Here is a 17504-nt window from a genome sequence, read left to right as displayed (position 1 = left end):
CCGCGCGCCCTGTTCGCGGACCGCCCTCCCCTTCGAGGAGATCGCCGTGCAAAACGTCGTCTTTCCAAACAAGATCCTGCCCTACCTCCTGGTCGCGCCGCAGATCATCCTGACAGTGGTGTTCTTCTTCTGGCCGGCCAGCCAGGCACTCTACCAGTCACTCCAGCGTGAAGATCCGTTCGGCATGAAGAGTGGATTCGTCGGTCTGGCGAACTTCCGGCAGGTCCTCGGCGATCCGAGCTACCTCCATTCGCTACAGGTGACAGTCGTCTTCAGCGTGGCGACTGCGGTACTCTCCATGATCGCAGCCCTTGCATTGGCGACAGCAGCCGACAAGGTGGTGCGAGGCAAGACCCTCTACCGGACACTGCTGATCTGGCCCTATGCCGTGGCGCCAGCCGTCGCCGGCATGCTCTGGCTTTTCATGTTCAATCCCGCCATGGGTACGTTCGCATACCTGCTTCGTCGCAATGGGTTTGCCTGGGATCCGTTGCTAAAAGGCGACCAGGCGATTTCGCTTGTCGTCGTTGCCGCGGCCTGGAAACAAATCAGCTACAACTTCCTGTTCTTTGTCGCGGGCTTGCAGGCCATTCCCAAATCCTTGCTTGAGGCCGCGGCCATCGACGGCTCTCGTGGCGCCCGACGCTTCTGGACTATCGTGTTCCCGTTGCTGGCCCCGACGACCTTCTTCCTGCTGGTCGTCAACACTGTCTACGCGTTCTTCGACACCTTCGGCATCATCGATTCCGTCACTAAGGGTGGCCCGGCCAAGGCGACCGAGACCTTGGTCTATAAGGTCTACAATGATGGCTTCGTAAATCTCAACCTGGGCTCATCCGCTGCCCAATCGGTAATCCTGATGGCAATCGTAATCGGGCTGACAGCTTTCCAGTTCCGCTTCGTCGAACGGCGGGTGCACTATGCGTGAGATTCGCTTATGATCGAAAAACGTCCCATCGCCAATCTTGTCGGGCACCTGATGCTGATCCTTGGCATTATCATTGTCGCCTTTCCGATCTATTACACCTTCGTCGCATCAACGATGACATCTGCGGAAATCTTGAAACCTCCGATATCGCTGCTGCCCGGCAGTCACTTCCTGGAGAACTATGGCGACGCTCTTTCGGGCGGCGTCGAGAAAGTGGTTGGCGTCAGCCTGGAGCGAATGCTCTGGAACACTATCGTCGTCTCGGTCGTGATTGCCGCAGGTAAGATCGTCATCTCATTCCTGTCAGCCTACGCCATCGTGTTCTTTCGCTTCCCGCTTCGCATGGTGTTTTTCTGGATGATCTTCATCACGTTGATGTTGCCGGTCGAGGTCCGCATCCTGCCGACCTACAAAGTGGTCGTCGATCTCGGAATGATCGATAGCTATGCCGGCCTTACCTTGCCGTTGATGGCGTCGGCCACTGCGACCTTCCTGTTTCGTCAGTTCTTCCTCACGATCCCCGGCGAACTGCTCGAGGCCGCGCGGATCGACAATGCCGGGCCGTTCCGCTTCATGCGGGATATTCTGCTTCCGCTATCGAGCACCAACATCGCAGCCCTCTTCGTCATCCTGTTCATCTATGGCTGGACGCAGTATCTCTGGCCGCTCCTGGTCACAAACGACGCCCAGATGACCACGATCATCATCGGACTGCGAAAGATGGTCGATTTCACCGACGCATCGACACCGTGGAACCTCGTCATGGTGACAGCGATTCTGGCAATCATTCCCCCCATACTCGTCGTGGTGCTGATGCAGCGCTGGTTCGTCAAAGGGCTCGTGGAGACTGAGAAGTAATGGCTGCAATCACCCTCAAGAATGTCCGCAAGACCTATGGCAAGACTATCGAGGCCATCTCCGGCGTTTCGCTGGAGATCGGGGACGGCGAATTCGTTGTTCTGGTCGGCCCGTCGGGCTGCGGGAAATCGACGCTGCTGCGAATGATTGCCGGCCTGGAGAGCATATCCTCAGGCGAGATCTCTATCGGCGGCCGTGTCGTCAACGAACTCGAGCCCTCCGAGCGCGACATCGCCATGGTCTTCCAGAACTACGCGCTCTATCCGCATATGACGGTGCGCCAGAACCTCGCCTATGGGTTAAAGAACCGCAATATGCCCAAGGCCGAAATCGATAGCCGCATCCAAAAGGCCGCATCATCGCTGGAGATTGAGACTTTTCTCGAAAGAAAGCCGCGGCAACTATCCGGCGGCCAGCGTCAACGTGTTGCCATGGGCCGGGCAATCGTGAGAGAGCCGGCAGCCTTCCTGTTCGACGAACCGCTATCGAACCTGGATGCAAAGCTGCGCGTCCAGATGCGTGTCGAGATTAAGAGCCTGCAGTTCTCGCTAAAAACGACGAGTGTCTATGTCACGCATGACCAGATGGAAGCGATGACGTTGGCAGATCGGCTGGTCGTGCTCAACGCCGGCCGGATCGAGCAGGTGGGTTCGCCCATCGAGCTTTACGAGAAGCCTGCCACGACCTTCGTTGCCACCTTTATAGGCTCTCCATCAATGAACCTCCTGAACTGCGTCCCGGAAAATCCGGACTTCCGTCTTGGAGATAGGCTCGCAGCCAAGCAGGTCACAACGATTGGCATCAGGCCGGAAGATTTCTTGGTGACCGATGCTGAAGGCCAACAAGCGTTTCGTGCGAAGGTTCGCGTCCTTGCGGTCGAGCTGGTCGGGGCGGAAAGCTACGTTCATGCAGTCTTGCCAGACCGTCAGGCAATCACGTTCCGTGTACCGGGACGTTCCGCCGTCAGGATCAACGATGAAGTCGTGATCGCGGCCCCGGAGACGGCCCTTCACTTCTTTGACCACCAGGGAAAGCGTTGCGAGACGTTATCCTGACGCAACCGCATTTGTGACAAGCGCGAACGAGACCTGCGTTGACATCGAAGATGTTGCCGCGAAAAAAATGGCAGGGTTCAACACAAGGAGGAATGCATGAGGAAAAGACAGATCCACCGCTACGCCGCAAGTACTGCGCTTCTGCTGTTCCCTGGAACTTTGGGCGCATCGTTCGTATCGGCCGCCGATCTGGTCGCAACACAGGCCAACGACAATCTCAATGCGGTTCTGTGGGACCAGACGTCGGTCGAGTCGAAGGGCAACGCGCTTGGAGCCTATGCGCTCGGGCAGGTACGGCTAGATCAGGCACTGGCTGACAAAACGTGGACGGCGGTTACAATAGCCTTCCCATATACCCGAGCGCGCACCAGGAGTTCAAAATAGAGGTGTGAAGCCGCTAGATTGAATGCCAGTATGCGCTCTGAAAGTGCATCAGCACCTCTCCTTCAAGGCGATCTCGGAGAATGGATTGCCGCTTCCCTAAGGGCATCGCAGCAATCTGAAGCGTAGCTCAGCAATTGTTATCGCTGAGAGAAACAGTGTCTAAATAGCTTTGGCATCTAACCATGCGACCACCGCCAGATCGGGAACCGGCTTCCATGGCTCTGAAATGACGTTCGTATCCAACAAGATCATTCGAAAATCATCGGTTCAGCAGGTCCGTTATCGCGACTTTTCTGCAGTGCCTCAACATCGCCATTAGCAAGCCCGGTATCACGACCAATCGCAGCTAGGAGAGAACCAAGTTTAAGGCGCTCAGAGGGACGTACGGCGGCCTCTATGATAGCACGGATCTCGGCTTCAGTGCTTCGGCCATGATGAGCCGCCCGCACCCGTAGGGCATGATGCGTTTCGTCAGACAGATTTCGACTAGTGACAGCAGGCATTGACATCACCTTTCAAAAACGATGGCGTTGATATCAACACAGTCAGAATGATGCCATCTTTCAAGTAGATTTACGAGGGCGAAAACCCCACTTGTCGAAGATTTACGTCTATAAGGGGCTCGTCTCGGTGACCAGCAAAGGACCTGTGTGTCTTTGTATAGCGCAACACTAATTTATTGAACTCAGGTCCAGCTTCACGCGCTAACGAGCTAAATGCATGTTGTGATAGGCGAACTACTATTTTGTGGCTTTGTCTCCGTGTCAATGTCAACTTCCAAAAAGCGTCGGCATCCTAGTAAGATTTCTTCAGGTAGCGTTAGCGTATGCTGAACGGGAAGTATTTGGCATTAATAGTATCGTACGTATCGTCCGCTTCGATTACCTCAATCGCAGAATTCAATTTTTTCAGCAGTTCCGTGTCGGAAGGGCGCACCGCAATCCCCGCGCCATCGCCAAAATACTCCGTATTCTTTATATCGGATCCTTTATACTCGCAGCAACTACCTGCTTTTGTGTTTGCCAGCCAATCGTAGATTGCCAGTTTATCCTCAATAATTATATCCACACTTCCATCGACAAGCGCTTTATAAAGGTCTGGCGATGCATGAAACTCAGTAGTAGACACACCCGCGTAAAACCGTCTCGCATAAGCTTCTTGTGAAGTGGCTGCCGTCACGCCTAGCCGGAGCTTCTTTAAGTCCTCCATGCCTGTACCCGCAATATTGCTCCCTTTTCTAACGATGAATACCGATGGGCTGTCATAGTACTTCTGGGTGAATGCAACGCTTTTTCGTCTTTCCGCGCTCATCGACATGGACGAGACAATTGCGTCAAAGCGATCCGCTAGCAAATCAGGGATCATGGTTGTCCATTCTTGCACAACAAACTCACACTTCAACTCCGCAACCTTGCAAAGCGCTTTTCCAATATCGACATCGAAACCTTGGAGTTGATTGTTGGAATCGACATAGTTGAACGGCGGAAACGCCCCCTCAACGGCGATCCTGATGCTTTTGGAATCTGAAGTTTCTCCAGCGAGGCCAACGCCCGCGGCGAATAGACATCCGAGCGACGTCAGACACACAAATCCCAGTAAGATTTTTATAAAATTCATGTCTCACCAATGCTGATGCGCTCGGCAGTGTTGCCAAAGACCTGACATCGCTTTGGTCATACATATCATGCAACTATTAAGGAGCTTTTTCGCCTGTATGCTAATTTCAGCATGACTTGAAAAGCAATTCGTAATCAATACAAGTCAATGTCCAGTCGACTGGGGGAAGTCGCGTGCTTGGCAATTCGATCCAAAATCTATTTACTTATAGAGTGACGCGAACATCATCTGGATCGATATTGATTCTGCTCGCTGTTAGCGCGCTCGGGATCCTTGCGCTAGTATTCTTGGCTGCCGTTTGGGCCGGTTCGGAAAGCGATGCTGCAGCCCTTGATCGTCAGCGGCAACTTGTCACTGGCCGTTTGAGTGATCAGGTGACGCGTGTCTCTCAAGAAATGCAACTGATAGGCGCTGGCTACGCTTCCTTTTTGATTGGCGATACGGTTTTAGCGAAGGGCGATACTGGTCTTCCAAGCGAAGGCCGTAAACCCGCATCTGCAGAAACCTTCGGAAGGATTGCTACGACAGCCTTTGGTTTCAATGCCGCTTTTCTAACTACCGCCAAGGGAGAGCTTGCCCTCACCTCGGACCCAGAAGCAACGCGCCGTTTCAAGTGGGTCAGGCCGCTGCTCCAACCGCTTGTCGTCGATCTGGAAAAACGGTTGGTGCAACATGATCCGCTAACTGCCTCTGGACGCGTTGGTTTGATGCGACTTGAGGGCCGCCCTTCTGTCGTGGGCGTGATCCCTGTAGTAAGTTCGACGACCGCCAGGGATGAAGAAGGAGAACATTTATATCTCTTGGTCGTTCGTTTCCTCGATGGCGTTACGCTCGACACCCTCAGTCGCGAACAAGGCTTGGCCGGCGCCCGGTACGCGCGTAGTGCGGATCAGGATTCCACTGAAGTTGCTTTTGAAATAGATGCGACGGCAACAGGTGAACCTATAGGCTTCATCATTTGGAAGCCCGACTTGCCAGGTTCAAGAGTTCTAGGACGCCTGATCCCTGTACTCTCCATTGCGGGATTGATTATCGCAGGTTCGTTTTTTGCATTGATGGGGCGCTTGCGCGGAAGCCTGAATGAGTTGAGTGCTAGCGAGCACCATGCAAAACATCTCTCGCTTCACGACGTGTTGACCGGACTTCCCAATCGAGCTTTGTTCACCTCTCGCTTTGAGGCGTGTCTTGCCTCGATGAAGGCCGATCGTAGCACCGCTGTTATCGCACTCATCGATTTGGACAGATTCAAACAAGTAAATGATACATACGGACATGCCACCGGTGACGAACTTCTGCTTGCGGTCGTCGCAAGGATTTCCAACCTGATAACTTCGAGTGACACCCTCGCCCGTGTTGGCGGAGACGAGTTTGCGTTGCTAATGCCTAAGCGTGGAGGAGATGCTGATCATCAGATCGTCTTTTGTGAAAAAATCATCAGGGCCTTGAGTGATCCCTTTCAGCTTCGCGGCGGCGACATCGTTGTTCGCGTAGGAGGCTCGATTGGCGTCACGACATTCGATGATGACAGACAGACGCTCGATGAGTTCCTTCGCCGCGCAGACGTTGCGCTTTACCAGGCGAAGACGGCCGGTCGAGGCAGAGCTGTTGCCTATGATCATTCAATGGACAGCATAGTCGAGGCACGGGAGGCTCTCAAAAGGGATCTGCGTCTCGTCCTGGAAGGCAGTTCGTCTGCCTCCGTGGAAAGCGGCCGGCCAGACATCGATAAGGGCAATCTGGAGGTTTATTTTCAGGGAGTGTATCGTTCCGACCAAATTTGCGAGCTTTCAAGCGCCGAGGCGCTCGTCCGGTGGAACCACCCGACGCATGGGCTGCTAACGCCTGATAAATTCATTTCGATTGCTGAGGAAGCCGGTATTATCAATCAGCTCGGCGCATGGGTCTTGAGAGAGGCGGCTGAAGCTGCATCAAACTGGCCAACAGAGATATCTATCGCAGTCAACGTTTCGCCTTCGCAAATGCGGCATCCCGAATTTGATCGTCATGTGCTTGAAATACTCGCGGTGACAGGGTTATCTCCATCCCGGCTGGAACTAGAGTTGACAGAAGCAACACTGTTCAACATCAACGAGAACGCTTTGGCCGCGCTAACACGGCTACGGGCTCACGGTGTTCGTATCGCCCTCGACGATTTCGGCACAGGGTTCTCGTCACTCAGCCACGTCATTCAATTTAACATCGACAGAATTAAAATCGATAGATCTTTTGTCAGGCTACTCGGCACGCGCGCCGAGGGTGCGGCTATCATATCCGCGATCGTCGGCCTGAGCCGTACATTGGGCAAGGAGACTACAGCGGAAGGTGTCGAAACTCAGGGTCAACGTGACTTCTTGATCGCAGTGGGCTGCACCGATTTGCAAGGTTTTTTGTTTTCTAGACCTGAGCCCTTGAGTGACTTTAGATCACGGATAATACATCCCATACATAAGGTTGCTGCTCCCCTCGGCTGATGAGTGCCGATTCTGATGAAGCACGCCCCGTTGTTCCGAGATGCGCCCTACAGGTCGCACGTCATATGGCGCTCCGGATGACTCAGCTGCCTCGGCAAACAAGGAAGGTGTCGACACCGAGGATTGCCTTGAGGAGAAACGCGCTTTCGATCAGGACGGTGGAGGCTGCACGGATCACCGATGCGAGCCGTCACACCATCAAAGATCACCTCAAAACACTCGTGAATCAAGGGCACCTCGTCCTGCACGGTGCCGGCCGCGGCGCCTGGTACGGTCTTTCCTAAAGGATGGGATGTCAGGCCTATCTGAATGTGTGCGCTTGATGGGATCCGAACGGTGCACCCCAGACATTTTCAAAATGATCTGATAATGGCCGCAACCTTCGCGTCTGCGGTTTGGGCGACTTTTCGCTGTTCAGCCCGAGCTAGCTCGATCTTCTCCAGCTTGTCCTCCGTTCCGTTCAGCAGCTTCTCGAACCTTGTCTTGGTGTCGCCGCTGCCAACCGATTGCAGATTGGACCTGGCCCGCTGCTGATCCGCCTCAACCAGCGCGAACTGCTGGTTCAGTTCCTCAAGCGTCTTCCTTGCCGCATCCTGCGCAGCCTTCGCCTTCACGAGGTCATCGAGTTTTTCCCGCATCGCAGGGTCGATGGCTGCGTCCTGCCACTGGGTCAATTCATCCGATCCAGCATCCGCCAAGGCAAAGCTTTCCTGATTGACGATTGACAGCGTGGACGTCACCACTTTGGTTTCTCCTGCCTTCACAACCGTCTTGATGCGGTCCTTTGTGGATGTGTCATCAGTCATGCCGTCCGCTTTGAAGGTCCAGCCCGGCCGCTTGATTTGCTCGATCAGCACAACTCTTGATGCGTCACTGGCACCCACGATCCTGTAGACCGTATCCTCGCGGGTCATCGACGAGGTTTTGATGATGCCATCGGCCACCTTGATCTGGGTGATCGTCGTTTCGGACCGGGGTTGTGAAGTGATGGAGACCTTCTGGTCGAGTGCGAAGCTGACGGCCTGCTTCTGCCCTGTCGGCAGTCCCATGGTCTTAGCGTCACCGACATATCCTTGTTTGCCGTCATAAACGGTCACGATGCCCGGAGGCAGGCTGATGCCGCTGTCGTTGTCGATCATGGCGGCGGCGGTCGGGTGCTCACCCCCCGCTTCAGCCTGGTAAAGTGACACCATCTCCGCCTTCACGCCTTGGTCCAGGATCGGAACGGACAGCGTGTCGCCATTCCTGACGTCGTAAGTGCCCGCGAGCGCGAAGGTCGAGGTGACAGAGCCCTCCTCCGTCAGGACGGGATCAGCCGGTTCTGCCATCGAGGCGTCGCTGCTCTTTTCCATCATTGGCGCCGGAGGCGGTGCCGCTATGGCCATCGCTGGAATACTTTTCCTGGCCAGTGGTTTGGCCGCCATGGCCTGATAGACGGCCACAGAGGTGGTGTCGACGGATACCTCCGTGCGCTGCTTCCAAAACAGGCTATGCAGCCGCTGCCTCAGCGTGACCGGCTTGCCGGATGACAGGGTGATTCCGACGCCATTCCAGTCTTCGCCCGAGGCATTCTCGAAGATGGCCCACGCCTGCAGCCGGACTGTACCATCCTGGCCGGGAACCAACCTGTAGGATGTCTTCCAGATCGGAGCGGGAACGACATAGGAAATATAGACATTGCGGCTCGCCGGTCCGTCCAGCTGGATACTGATAGTCCGAGCATTATCGGCGCTTGCTTTCGAGATGACGGCCATCGCGCTTTTGAGCTTTTCCTGAATGGCCGGATCGATGATCGTGATCTGGGTTCCCGGAATCGGGACCATCGAGATCGCGCCGTCGTCGCGCAGGAATGACAGCTGCCAACTCAGTTGCGTCTGGGCATTGCCTGGGATTTCAGTAACGCCGAGCACAACACCTTGCTGCTCACCGGCCTGGATGCGACTGCCGTGGATCGAATTTAACAGTGCCGGCAGGGACGTCAGGTCGGATGGCTTGAACGGCAGCGTTTTAAAGGTCTCATCGACCGGAGTAGGGCCAGCCAGGGACAAGCTCTTGACGTGGCCTTTGTTGTCGCGAACGATGATGCTCTTGAGGATGTCGTCAACCTGGTCCAGCGGGACGTCGATGTTGATCCAGGCATTCTGACCGACGGTGGCAGAACGAACGATCTCTGCCAAGCCGCCAGAAGATAGGGTGACGGACTTGACCGGGTCGCTGGTCCCGGCAAATGCGGTTGAGGCTGCGAGGGACAGGAAAAACGCTGACAAAGTCGCGATCGAAACAGACATGAATTCTCCCCACAAATTCACCGCAAGCGCCCTTTAGCAATCCACGGGCGCACTTACGATCTGATCAACCTCTGAGTTTAGGATAATTGTAGCAAATTTGGGGTGGATAGCCGAACTCATCGGCAGATGGTTCATATATCGAAGCACCTCATGCAATCTAAACCATCGGCCACTCAATGTAGTAACTTCCTGTACGGCTGAACGAGCTAGGATCGCAAGGCCCGGCTCACCAATGTCCGTGCTCGCATCGCTGACCTGCCTGCTTCTCGCCTCCTTGGGCCGTTGCCATCAGGAATAGAAGCGTCGTGGTCAGGCAGAAGACTCGCGGCATCCTGCATCCACATCCTTTCCATCATAGCTCAGATCAACGTCGCCCACACAGCTGGATCTCCCGAAGGTTCACCGTATAGTGTCCTATCTCAAGGCTCACTCGATTGACGAGGATCCACAAGGCCAACTGAGGAGATGCCAACGGTGACTTCGGGATGCAAAGAGAGCTTATGCGTTTGATCACCCTATAGCTTATATCTTGCGGTGCCGCCCCAAGTTCAAGACTGTTCCGCTGGCGGTTCGCTCACCCATCCTTCCGCAAGAGGAGGCCCCTTCGATGAAGAGTTGCGATAACTGCGAACGAGAAATCTCTGATTACCTTGCAGTCTGCCCGTATTGTCACAGGTTTCAAATGTCCGCTGATCATAGGATTAGCCAAAACAGGAGGGTGCTGCTCGTGGCCATATTGACCATCATGCTGTTAAGCGGTTGGGCGCTTTTTCGGTATTATTCACGCGGTGTAATACCACATTTATAATGAAGTCGGTTTGGAGTATGGCGCATAGCCGCGACATCGTCCCCGACAATACAAATTTGGCAGCGGCCGGAAGGTCGTCGCGCTCAAACGAAGGAACGGCTTTGACGCTATGGCGTCGCCGCGGAGATTTGCCTTGAAAAATTGTGATCCGTGAACTCTACTGTTCAAAAAAAAGGTCTTTAAAGGGTCTGAACCGCCGCCCCGTTTGGATTCGTTTTAGTTACGAGAAATAACAAAAAGTGTGTTGCAGCGAATTTGCAGTTATCAAGACGCCGGTGACCATTGTGAACGAATATACGATGATCGGCGCCTGCGCGCCTCGAACCACGAGATTGCCTTACGAGTAGTAGCAGCCTCGCTGCGCTGATAATTCTCCTCCCAAACGCGTCCGCAGTCTGCTTCTCGTCCAGCGCGTGATGGCTAGCCCGGCTAAGATCATTGCCTCCTAGGCCCTCCTCCGTTACATTCTGCGACCAGCCCATAGGAGCATATGGCCATTTCCGACGACCTTCCAACAGCGACAGGCACGCAGAACCAGATCGCATTCCCGGCAGGCTGGCCGCTTGCCACCGTCAAGGTGACGCTTCCCGCGGAACGGGTGGCCGAGGCCGAAGTCATCGCGGACCGGTCTGCCTTGGATGCGATGGAGGCCAGCACCCTTGTGACGTTCGGCCAGGAGGCGGTCTTGGGGTTCGGCGCCAAGCTCGACGCGATCCTCGATCAGATCACAAAGGCGCAGTCTCCCGTACTCTTCGAACTGTTCCGGACGATCCGCGACGGGGTCAAGGGGGCCGATCTCGAGACCCTGGAGGCAGACATCCGTGAAAAGCTCAAGGGCGGCTTCATCGAGAGGCTCCTCAACGCCATAGGCCTTGGGGATCCCGCAGAGAGGTTGAAGCGGGTGTCGGACGAGGTCCGCGGGATGCTTCAGAGTAAGGCGAAGTCCCTCTCCGACCTGGTAAAGCCCATGGAGGCGAAGGTTGAAGAGGAGAGCGCTAAGCTCGTTGGCGAAGTCTCCCGCATGAGCCAGCTCGCGGATGCCTACAGGGAATCGATCATAGCGCTGGGCGTTTTCGTGACGGCGGGACGCAGGATTGTCGAGACGGCCGAGGCCAACTTGGACCGGCTGACCCGCGAAGCTGCAACAGGCGACCCTCTTCTCGTCCAGACGGCGAGAGATCATGCCCAGAAGCTCGACATCTTCCGCAACCGCCTCCTCGTTCTCGAGACTGCCTACGCCAAGGCACCCGCCGACCTAGACTCGATCGGGATTGCCCGTGGGGCGGCACTGGCAACACTGGCGGAGACGGTCTCTGCGGCGAATGCAGAATTCAACGACATCAAGTCCGTCCTCATCCGGCTCCATGTTCTTTTCCAGATGCAATCGATCCAGCAGATGAACGACATGCGCCGCCAACTCAGGTCTTCGCTTCAGAAATACGGTATGAACGTCCTCGAGGACGTTTCGGTGAACGCCGCCCGCGCGTCCGGCGAGAACCGTCTGGAGGATGCAGAGCTGGTGCTGGGCACGGCGCAGCGTCTTCGCGCGATCGCCGACAAGGTCGTCGCCGAGGGAGACAAGAACAAACAAAGATTTGCCGAGGCGCGCTCGAAGCTCGAGCAGGCGCGCGCGCTCGTCACCGACAGACCGATCTGAAGAAAGCGGAGCATGAATGGCCACGTTCAACCTCTCGAAGGGGCAGTCTTTTCAAATAGAAAAAGCAATGGAGCTGGTTCACTCCGGTCTTGTCTGGGATCCGCCGGAGGGCTCCGCCCCTGCCTTCGACCTTGACGTCCATTGCTTCGCCCTCGTGCATCCGGGCGGTGATCCTTCGCGCGCGCGTCTCTACAACGACGGCTCGCATGCGCTTTGCTACGCTTTCGTGCGCGGCCCGTCGAACGTCGAAGGTTCGCTGAAGAAGAACCCCGACGGCTCCTTCCAGACCGAAGACGGATCGATGTGGCACGAGCGCGACGATCGGACAGGCCGCGGTGGGAGTCCCGCGAAGCATGACGATGATGACGGCGACAAGAAGGAAGGCCACCACGGCGAAGGCTTCCGCGAGGAGTTCAAGATTGTGCTCGGCGATCTCCCGGCCGAGGTCGCCGAACTGGCCGTCTGGTCGACGATCCACGACGCGGAGCGCAAGAGACAGGACTTCGGCAAGGTAAAGAACGCCTATATCGAGGTGTGCGACGCGATGGACGACGAACTCTGCCGCTATCAGCTCACGTCGGAATTCGCAGGGATGACGACCATACAGGTAGCCTCCTTCCTGAAGCAGGGTGACGGGTCGTGGAAGTTCCACGCGGTCGGAGCGGGCTCGAACGCCGGGCTGGGCGAAGTCATCAACGCCTATCTGGCCTAAAGGTGGCTCGCGTGCCCCCGGCCGACGATGATGCTCGCTCAGGCCCGAGGGTGCCGTTCGGTCGGGACTCGGTGCGACCCGCGCCGAAGCCTGCTTCGGGTCCGATGATACCGTTCGGCGCAGCAAGAGTTCCCCGCACCCTCGACGACGGTCCGCGGATCGTCGGGGGCGGCATCGTCAGGCTCAGGATATCATGCTCCATCGATGAACTTCGTACCCTCGATCCGGCGGTATCCGACCCGGTTCTGCGGCAGGCCAAGAGAGTCGTCGATGCGGTTAACTTCGACGATCACGAATTTGACGACGTCGTGCGTTTCGGTGCGCCTCTGCAAGAGGAGCATGGGAGGCTTGCCGAGGACCAGCTTGCATTGGCAGGCGACGCACGCCTCGAGGAGGCGAAGCGTCTCTCCTCCGACCTCCTCGCACAACTTTCCCAACTCAATCCGGCATCCCTATTCGATCGGGATCGAGGCCTGATCGGTGGCATGAAGGCGGCGCTCTCCCGGTCCGCCGAACTCGAACGCTTTCAGCAACGTTCGGCAGCAGTTTTGCAGACCGCCCGCCAGATCAAGGAGCGTGGTCAAGAGTTCGACGAATTCGAACGTCGGGCGAACCTTCTGATGAAAAGATGGATCACGCTCGGTGTCGGACTGGACGCTCACCTCCTTGCTGGCAGGTTTCTGACGCGACACATCTCAGAACATCTGCTGCCCGACCCCGAAGCTGCGGTGCATCGCCTGTCACAGAAGGACGCGCTGGAGACGAGGCTCGCGTCGCTTGCATCGACCGCGTCATCGGTAGCCCTTGGCGGACGCGTCCTGCAAGCGATCATTTCCACGATTGGCGGCGCACGGACATTTGGGCAGGACATGGTCGACAGCGACCTGCCCGTCTGGCAGACCGCATGCGCTGCCGCGCTGATTGCCAGATCGGAGGGCCGGTCCTTTGACACGTCGCCCATTCGAAGCCTTTACGAGAAACTTGTGAACACGCTGACACGGAGGCATGGAACATGACGACATTCAGACTCGAGAAGCCCGAAGAAGAGATTCGGAGGGTCGGCTTCGTGCTTGAAAAGCAGGGAATACACGATCGCATTCCCGCGCAGGTTGGACTGAATATCGACGTTTCCGGTTCGATGAAGGGTCTTTATGAGACAGGTGTGGTCCAGTCTGCGCTCGAGCGCGTCCTCCCGGTAGCGCTTTACTTCGACGAAGACGGCCGCATCGACACATGGGTGTTTTCTAACGATGAAAAGACGGCGTCGCTTACGCCGGTAACGGCTTCGACCTACGACGGGTACGTCGAAAGGGAGATAACCGGAAATCCCGCCCTGCAGCGCATTCTTTGGGGCGGCACCGATTACGAACCCGTCATCCGTTCCAACCTCATGGCATACGGTCTGCTCAAGGAGCGAAACGCCGGAGGGCTGCTAGGAATGATCTTCGGGCAGAAGCGGGACAGCTTCGGCGAGGAGACGCGGTCAGGCATTCCGGCGATCAACTACTTCCTGACGGACGGCGTGAATTCGGACCACGACAAGGCCTGGCGGCTGCTTTCGGAGGCAGAGCATGCTGAATCGCAGATCTACTACGTGATGGTCGGCATCGGGGACGAGGACTTCGTGTTCCTGCGGGAAGCCGCGAAGGAATTTCCAAACGTTGGCTTCGTCAGCGCCAGGGACCTTGGGGAATTCATCGGCGGAGACGACGCCTATGAGAAGCTATTGCCCGCCGAGCTGTGCTCATGGCTCAAGCATGAGCATGAGGGCGAGGACGACCATCACTGATCTCAAAACCGTCGCGGCCCGTCAGATGGCTGACGGGCCGGAGAAAGTGCACCGAACCCGGCACGGCGGCCGGGTCTCGTGATCGATGAGTGCGGATGTCAGTCCTTCCACACAGCAATCACACCGAAAAGGCTGAACTAGATCAACGCGGTGACCAGGACGATGCCGCCGGACCCGGCCTTTCTGTGCATCACACTTCCCGGATCGGACGCAGCAGGCGCAGAGCGTTCAGGGTTACGAGAACGGTCGCTCCCGTGTCGGCAAGGATCGCTGGCCACAGGCCTGTAATGCCGAGAATTGTGGTCACAAGGAAAACCACCTTCAATCCGAGGGCAATGGTGATGTTCTGGAAGATATTGCGCATGGTCCGCTTGGAAAGGTCAATCATAAGGGCAACGTCGCCCACCCTGCCATGCAGCACGGCAGCATCGGCGGTCTCAAGTGCGACGTCCGTTCCGCCGCCCATCGCGATCCCAACGTCGGCTGCCGCCAGCGCAGGAGCATCGTTGATGCCATCGCCGATCTTGCCGACGACGTAGCCTTCCTTCTTCAGTTCGCCGACGATCCGCTGCTTGTCCTCGGGCATCAGCTCAGCGCGGACCTCTATGCCGAGCTGTGCGCCGATGGCCGTGGCCGTCCGCTTGTTATCGCCCGTCAGCATGACCGTCTTGATGCCAGCGTCGGTCAAAGCCTTGAGGCCCGTTACGGCGTCGGCACGCGGTTCGTCGCGCATGGCGATGGCACCTGCGAGAACGTCGCCTATCAAAAGTACGGAGACGGTCTTTCCCTCGTCGTTGAGCAACGTGATCGCCTTCGAATGCGCCATCGGCATCGTGACCCGCTCGGCTGCTGCCTTCGACGAGCCGAAGAAGACCTCGACCCCATTTATCACGGCGGTCACGCCCTTTCCGCCGAGCGCCTTCGCGTCGGTCGCGACTGGAACGTCGATGCCGTCCTCCTTCGCCTTGTCGAGAATGGCGACAGCGAGCGGATGGCTCGACCCGATCTCGAGCGCGGCGGCGTAGCGCAAGACCTCATCGACCTTTCGGCCGAAAGGCACCACGTCGGTTACCTTGGGTTTGCCTTCTGTGAGTGTACCCGTTTTGTCAAAGGCGATCGCAGTGAGTTTGCCGAGTCCTTCGAGAACGGCTCCGCCCTTGAGAAGCAGGCCGCGTCGCGCGCCGGAAGACAGCGATGCGGCAATCGCAGCCGGAGTCGAGATAACCAGCGCACAAGGGCACCCGATGAGGAGGACCGCAAGGCCCTTGTAGACCCACTCGCTCCAGACACCGCCCCCGACGAGCGGAGGAACGACGGCCACCAATGCGGCCACGAGGACGACACCCGGCGTGTAGTAGCGTGAAAAGCGGTCGATGAAGCGTTCGGTCGGAGCCTTTGATTCCTGGGCCTCCTCCACCAGCCGCACGACGCGGGCGATGGTGTTGTCGGCGGCAGCGGCCGTGACCCTCACGCGGAGTGCCGCGTCGCCGTTGACGGTGCCTGCGAAGACGGTGTCATTGACGACCTTGCGGACCGGCACGCTCTCCCCTGTGACAGGGGCTTCGTCTATCGAGCTCTCTCCTGCAACGATGATTCCGTCGGCAGAGATACGGTCGCCGGGGCGAACCAAGATGATGGAACCTACCGCAAGGGTCTCGGCCGGAACTTCGCGGATCTTCCCGCCCTCCTCCAGCAGCGCCGTTTTAGGCACGAGCGCCGTGAGGGATTTGATGCTGTCGCGCGCCTTGCCTGCGGCAACTCCCTCTAGCAGTTCACCGATCAAGAACAGAAAGACGACCGCCGCAGCCTCCTCGGTGGCGTTGATGATCACTGCGCCGATAGCGGCGATCGTCATGAGCATCTCAATCGAGAATGGGGTTCCCGCACGTGCCGCCATGAAGGCCCGGCGGGCGATCGGAACGAGGCCGACCAGCATGGCGACGATGAAGGCGTAGGTCGCGATGGCCGGGAACAGATGACCGATGCCGTAGGCAACGACAAGCGCTGCACCCGCCATGATGGTCAGACGGCCTTTCTTGCTGTTCCACCATGGGCCTTCGGTCGGATTATGGTCGTGGCCATGAAGGCCTTCGATCTCCGCACCCGACGAAGCGGATCCGTGATCATGGCCCGAATGGGGGCCGCTCTGGCTCGCTGACGGCGCCGCCTTGAGGATGGGGACAATCGAATAGCCGAGACCTGAGACCTGCTTCTCGACGGCTTTCATGTCCGCGGACTGGCGATGCTTCACCGTCATCGTCCCCGAGGTGACCGAGACGGACACGTCCTCGATATCGTCTATGCGCCTGACAGCCGTGTCGATCTTTGCCGCGCAGGATGCACAGTCCATGCCGCCAATCCGAAAGCGGGCCTGCAGGGTTCCAGGCGCCGTGTCCTGTGGCGGTGCGTTCTGGTCAGGTCCATAGCCATCGTCGGCATGATTATGACCAGAATGATCGTGGTGATGGTCATGGTCCGAGTGGTCGTGGGAGTCGGCATGTTGATGGTCGTGCGCGCAGTCCGAACCATGGGCATAGACGGGTTCCGCAGCGACTGGTTTGGACTTCGTCGGAATAGGTGTCGCTTTGTAGCCGAGACCGAACAGTTTCTTTGGAATCGCGTCGAGATCGCTGGTGTCGTCGTGTTTGACCGTCATCGTTCCGGCAGTGACCGAGACGGACACGTCGGTGACGCCGGGGATACGCCTCACGGCCGTATCGATCTTGGTGGCGCAAGACGCACAGTCCATGCCCCCGACCCGAAATTTCGTCTGCAGCAAATCGCTCATCTCGGAATCCTCACTATCACCGTGAGAGTTCTACGACCTCTAGCGACTAGAGGTGCAAGGGAAAATCTGGCCAATCGATGCGAAAGACTGATACCCCTTATCCCGAGGGGCATTTCGAATTGAACCCATCAGCATCGCTCACTTCCAAC

Annotated in this window: 13 protein-coding genes and 1 pseudogene; 9 read left to right on the top strand and 5 right to left on the bottom strand. The window is 57.2% G+C overall.

Annotation, left to right across the window (positions count from 1 at the left end; genetic code table 11):
• Nucleotides 1-46: 46 nt before the first annotated feature.
• The 4 genes from ugpA (at nt 47) to PR018_RS19615 (ending at nt 3225) form a co-directional block, all read left to right on the top strand.
• Nucleotides 47-928: a sn-glycerol-3-phosphate ABC transporter permease UgpA gene (ugpA, locus tag PR018_RS19630; protein ID WP_142831745.1), complete on the top strand. Its 882-nt coding sequence runs from the start codon at nt 47-49 to the stop codon at nt 926-928.
• A 9-nt stretch (nt 929-937) separates the two neighbouring features.
• Nucleotides 938-1786, top strand: coding sequence for a sn-glycerol-3-phosphate ABC transporter permease UgpE (gene ugpE, locus PR018_RS19625; RefSeq protein WP_142831723.1), 849 nt, complete (start codon nt 938-940; stop codon nt 1784-1786).
• Entirely contained in the window at nt 1786-2841 is a 1056-nt protein-coding gene (locus tag PR018_RS19620) for a sn-glycerol-3-phosphate import ATP-binding protein UgpC (RefSeq protein ID WP_142831724.1), read from the top strand. Before ugpE ends, PR018_RS19620 begins: the two co-directional genes overlap by 1 nt.
• Nucleotides 2842-2937: 96 nt before the next feature.
• Nucleotides 2938-3225 (top strand): hypothetical protein, encoded by a 288-nt coding sequence (locus PR018_RS19615; RefSeq protein WP_244615511.1) that lies wholly within the window; start codon nt 2938-2940, stop codon nt 3223-3225.
• Here the strand turns inward: PR018_RS19615 and PR018_RS19610 are convergent.
• The 3 genes and pseudogenes from PR018_RS19610 to PR018_RS19600 all read right to left on the bottom strand — a co-directional run.
• Nucleotides 3147-3477: pseudogene (locus PR018_RS19610) on the bottom strand (PIN domain-containing protein); the annotation flags it as partial. The gene PR018_RS19615 and the pseudogene PR018_RS19610 sit on opposite strands and share 79 nt — an antisense overlap.
• Nucleotides 3474-3728 (bottom strand): FitA-like ribbon-helix-helix domain-containing protein, encoded by a 255-nt coding sequence (locus PR018_RS19605; protein ID WP_142831726.1) that lies wholly within the window; start codon nt 3726-3728, stop codon nt 3474-3476. The gene PR018_RS19605 and the pseudogene PR018_RS19610, both read right to left, overlap by 4 nt.
• A 316-nt stretch (nt 3729-4044) precedes the next feature.
• Nucleotides 4045-4842, bottom strand: a complete 798-nt coding sequence (locus PR018_RS19600) for an ABC transporter substrate-binding protein (protein WP_142831727.1) — start codon at nt 4840-4842, stop codon at nt 4045-4047.
• A 173-nt stretch (nt 4843-5015) separates the two neighbouring features.
• On the opposite strand from PR018_RS19600, the gene PR018_RS19595 reads away from it, so the two are divergent.
• Nucleotides 5016-7313 (top strand): putative bifunctional diguanylate cyclase/phosphodiesterase, encoded by a 2298-nt coding sequence (locus PR018_RS19595; RefSeq protein ID WP_142831728.1) that lies wholly within the window; start codon nt 5016-5018, stop codon nt 7311-7313.
• Between the two features lie 353 nt (nt 7314-7666).
• Here PR018_RS19595 and PR018_RS19590 read toward each other — a convergent pair whose 3' ends face one another.
• The gene (locus PR018_RS19590) at nt 7667-9601 is read right to left on the bottom strand and encodes a DUF4139 domain-containing protein (protein WP_142831729.1); all 1935 of its coding nucleotides are present in this window, start codon (nt 9599-9601) and stop codon (nt 7667-7669) included.
• Nucleotides 9602-10899: 1298 nt separating this feature from the next.
• Here PR018_RS19590 and PR018_RS19585 point away from each other — a divergent pair.
• The 4 genes from PR018_RS19585 to PR018_RS19570 are packed head-to-tail and all read left to right on the top strand — an operon-like array spanning nt 10900 to nt 14567.
• On the top strand, nt 10900-12066 hold the full coding sequence (locus PR018_RS19585; RefSeq protein WP_142831730.1) for a toxic anion resistance protein: 1167 nt from the start codon (nt 10900-10902) through the stop codon (nt 12064-12066).
• Nucleotides 12067-12082: 16 nt separating this feature from the next.
• Nucleotides 12083-12778 (top strand): TerD family protein, encoded by a 696-nt coding sequence (locus tag PR018_RS19580; protein WP_142831731.1) that lies wholly within the window; start codon nt 12083-12085, stop codon nt 12776-12778.
• Between the two features lie 11 nt (nt 12779-12789).
• Complete coding sequence (locus tag PR018_RS19575; protein ID WP_142831732.1) at nt 12790-13794, top strand: hypothetical protein; 1005 nt, start codon at nt 12790-12792, stop codon at nt 13792-13794.
• Nucleotides 13791-14567, top strand: coding sequence for a VWA domain-containing protein (locus PR018_RS19570; RefSeq protein WP_142831733.1), 777 nt, complete (start codon nt 13791-13793; stop codon nt 14565-14567). The genes PR018_RS19575 and PR018_RS19570 overlap by 4 nt, the downstream gene beginning before the upstream one ends.
• A gap of 190 nt (nt 14568-14757) precedes the next feature.
• On the opposite strand, the gene PR018_RS19565 is transcribed toward PR018_RS19570, so the two are convergent.
• Nucleotides 14758-17355: a heavy metal translocating P-type ATPase gene (locus PR018_RS19565; protein WP_162854788.1), complete on the bottom strand. Its 2598-nt coding sequence runs from the start codon at nt 17353-17355 to the stop codon at nt 14758-14760.
• Nucleotides 17356-17504 lie beyond the last annotated feature (149 nt).

The organism is Rhizobium rhododendri, from assembly GCF_007000325.2.
Taxonomy (GTDB): Bacteria; Pseudomonadota; Alphaproteobacteria; order Rhizobiales; family Rhizobiaceae; genus Rhizobium; species Rhizobium rhododendri.
The sequence above is the reverse complement of the archived record's forward strand: the minus strand, read 5'-3'. Positions and strand labels throughout refer to the sequence as shown.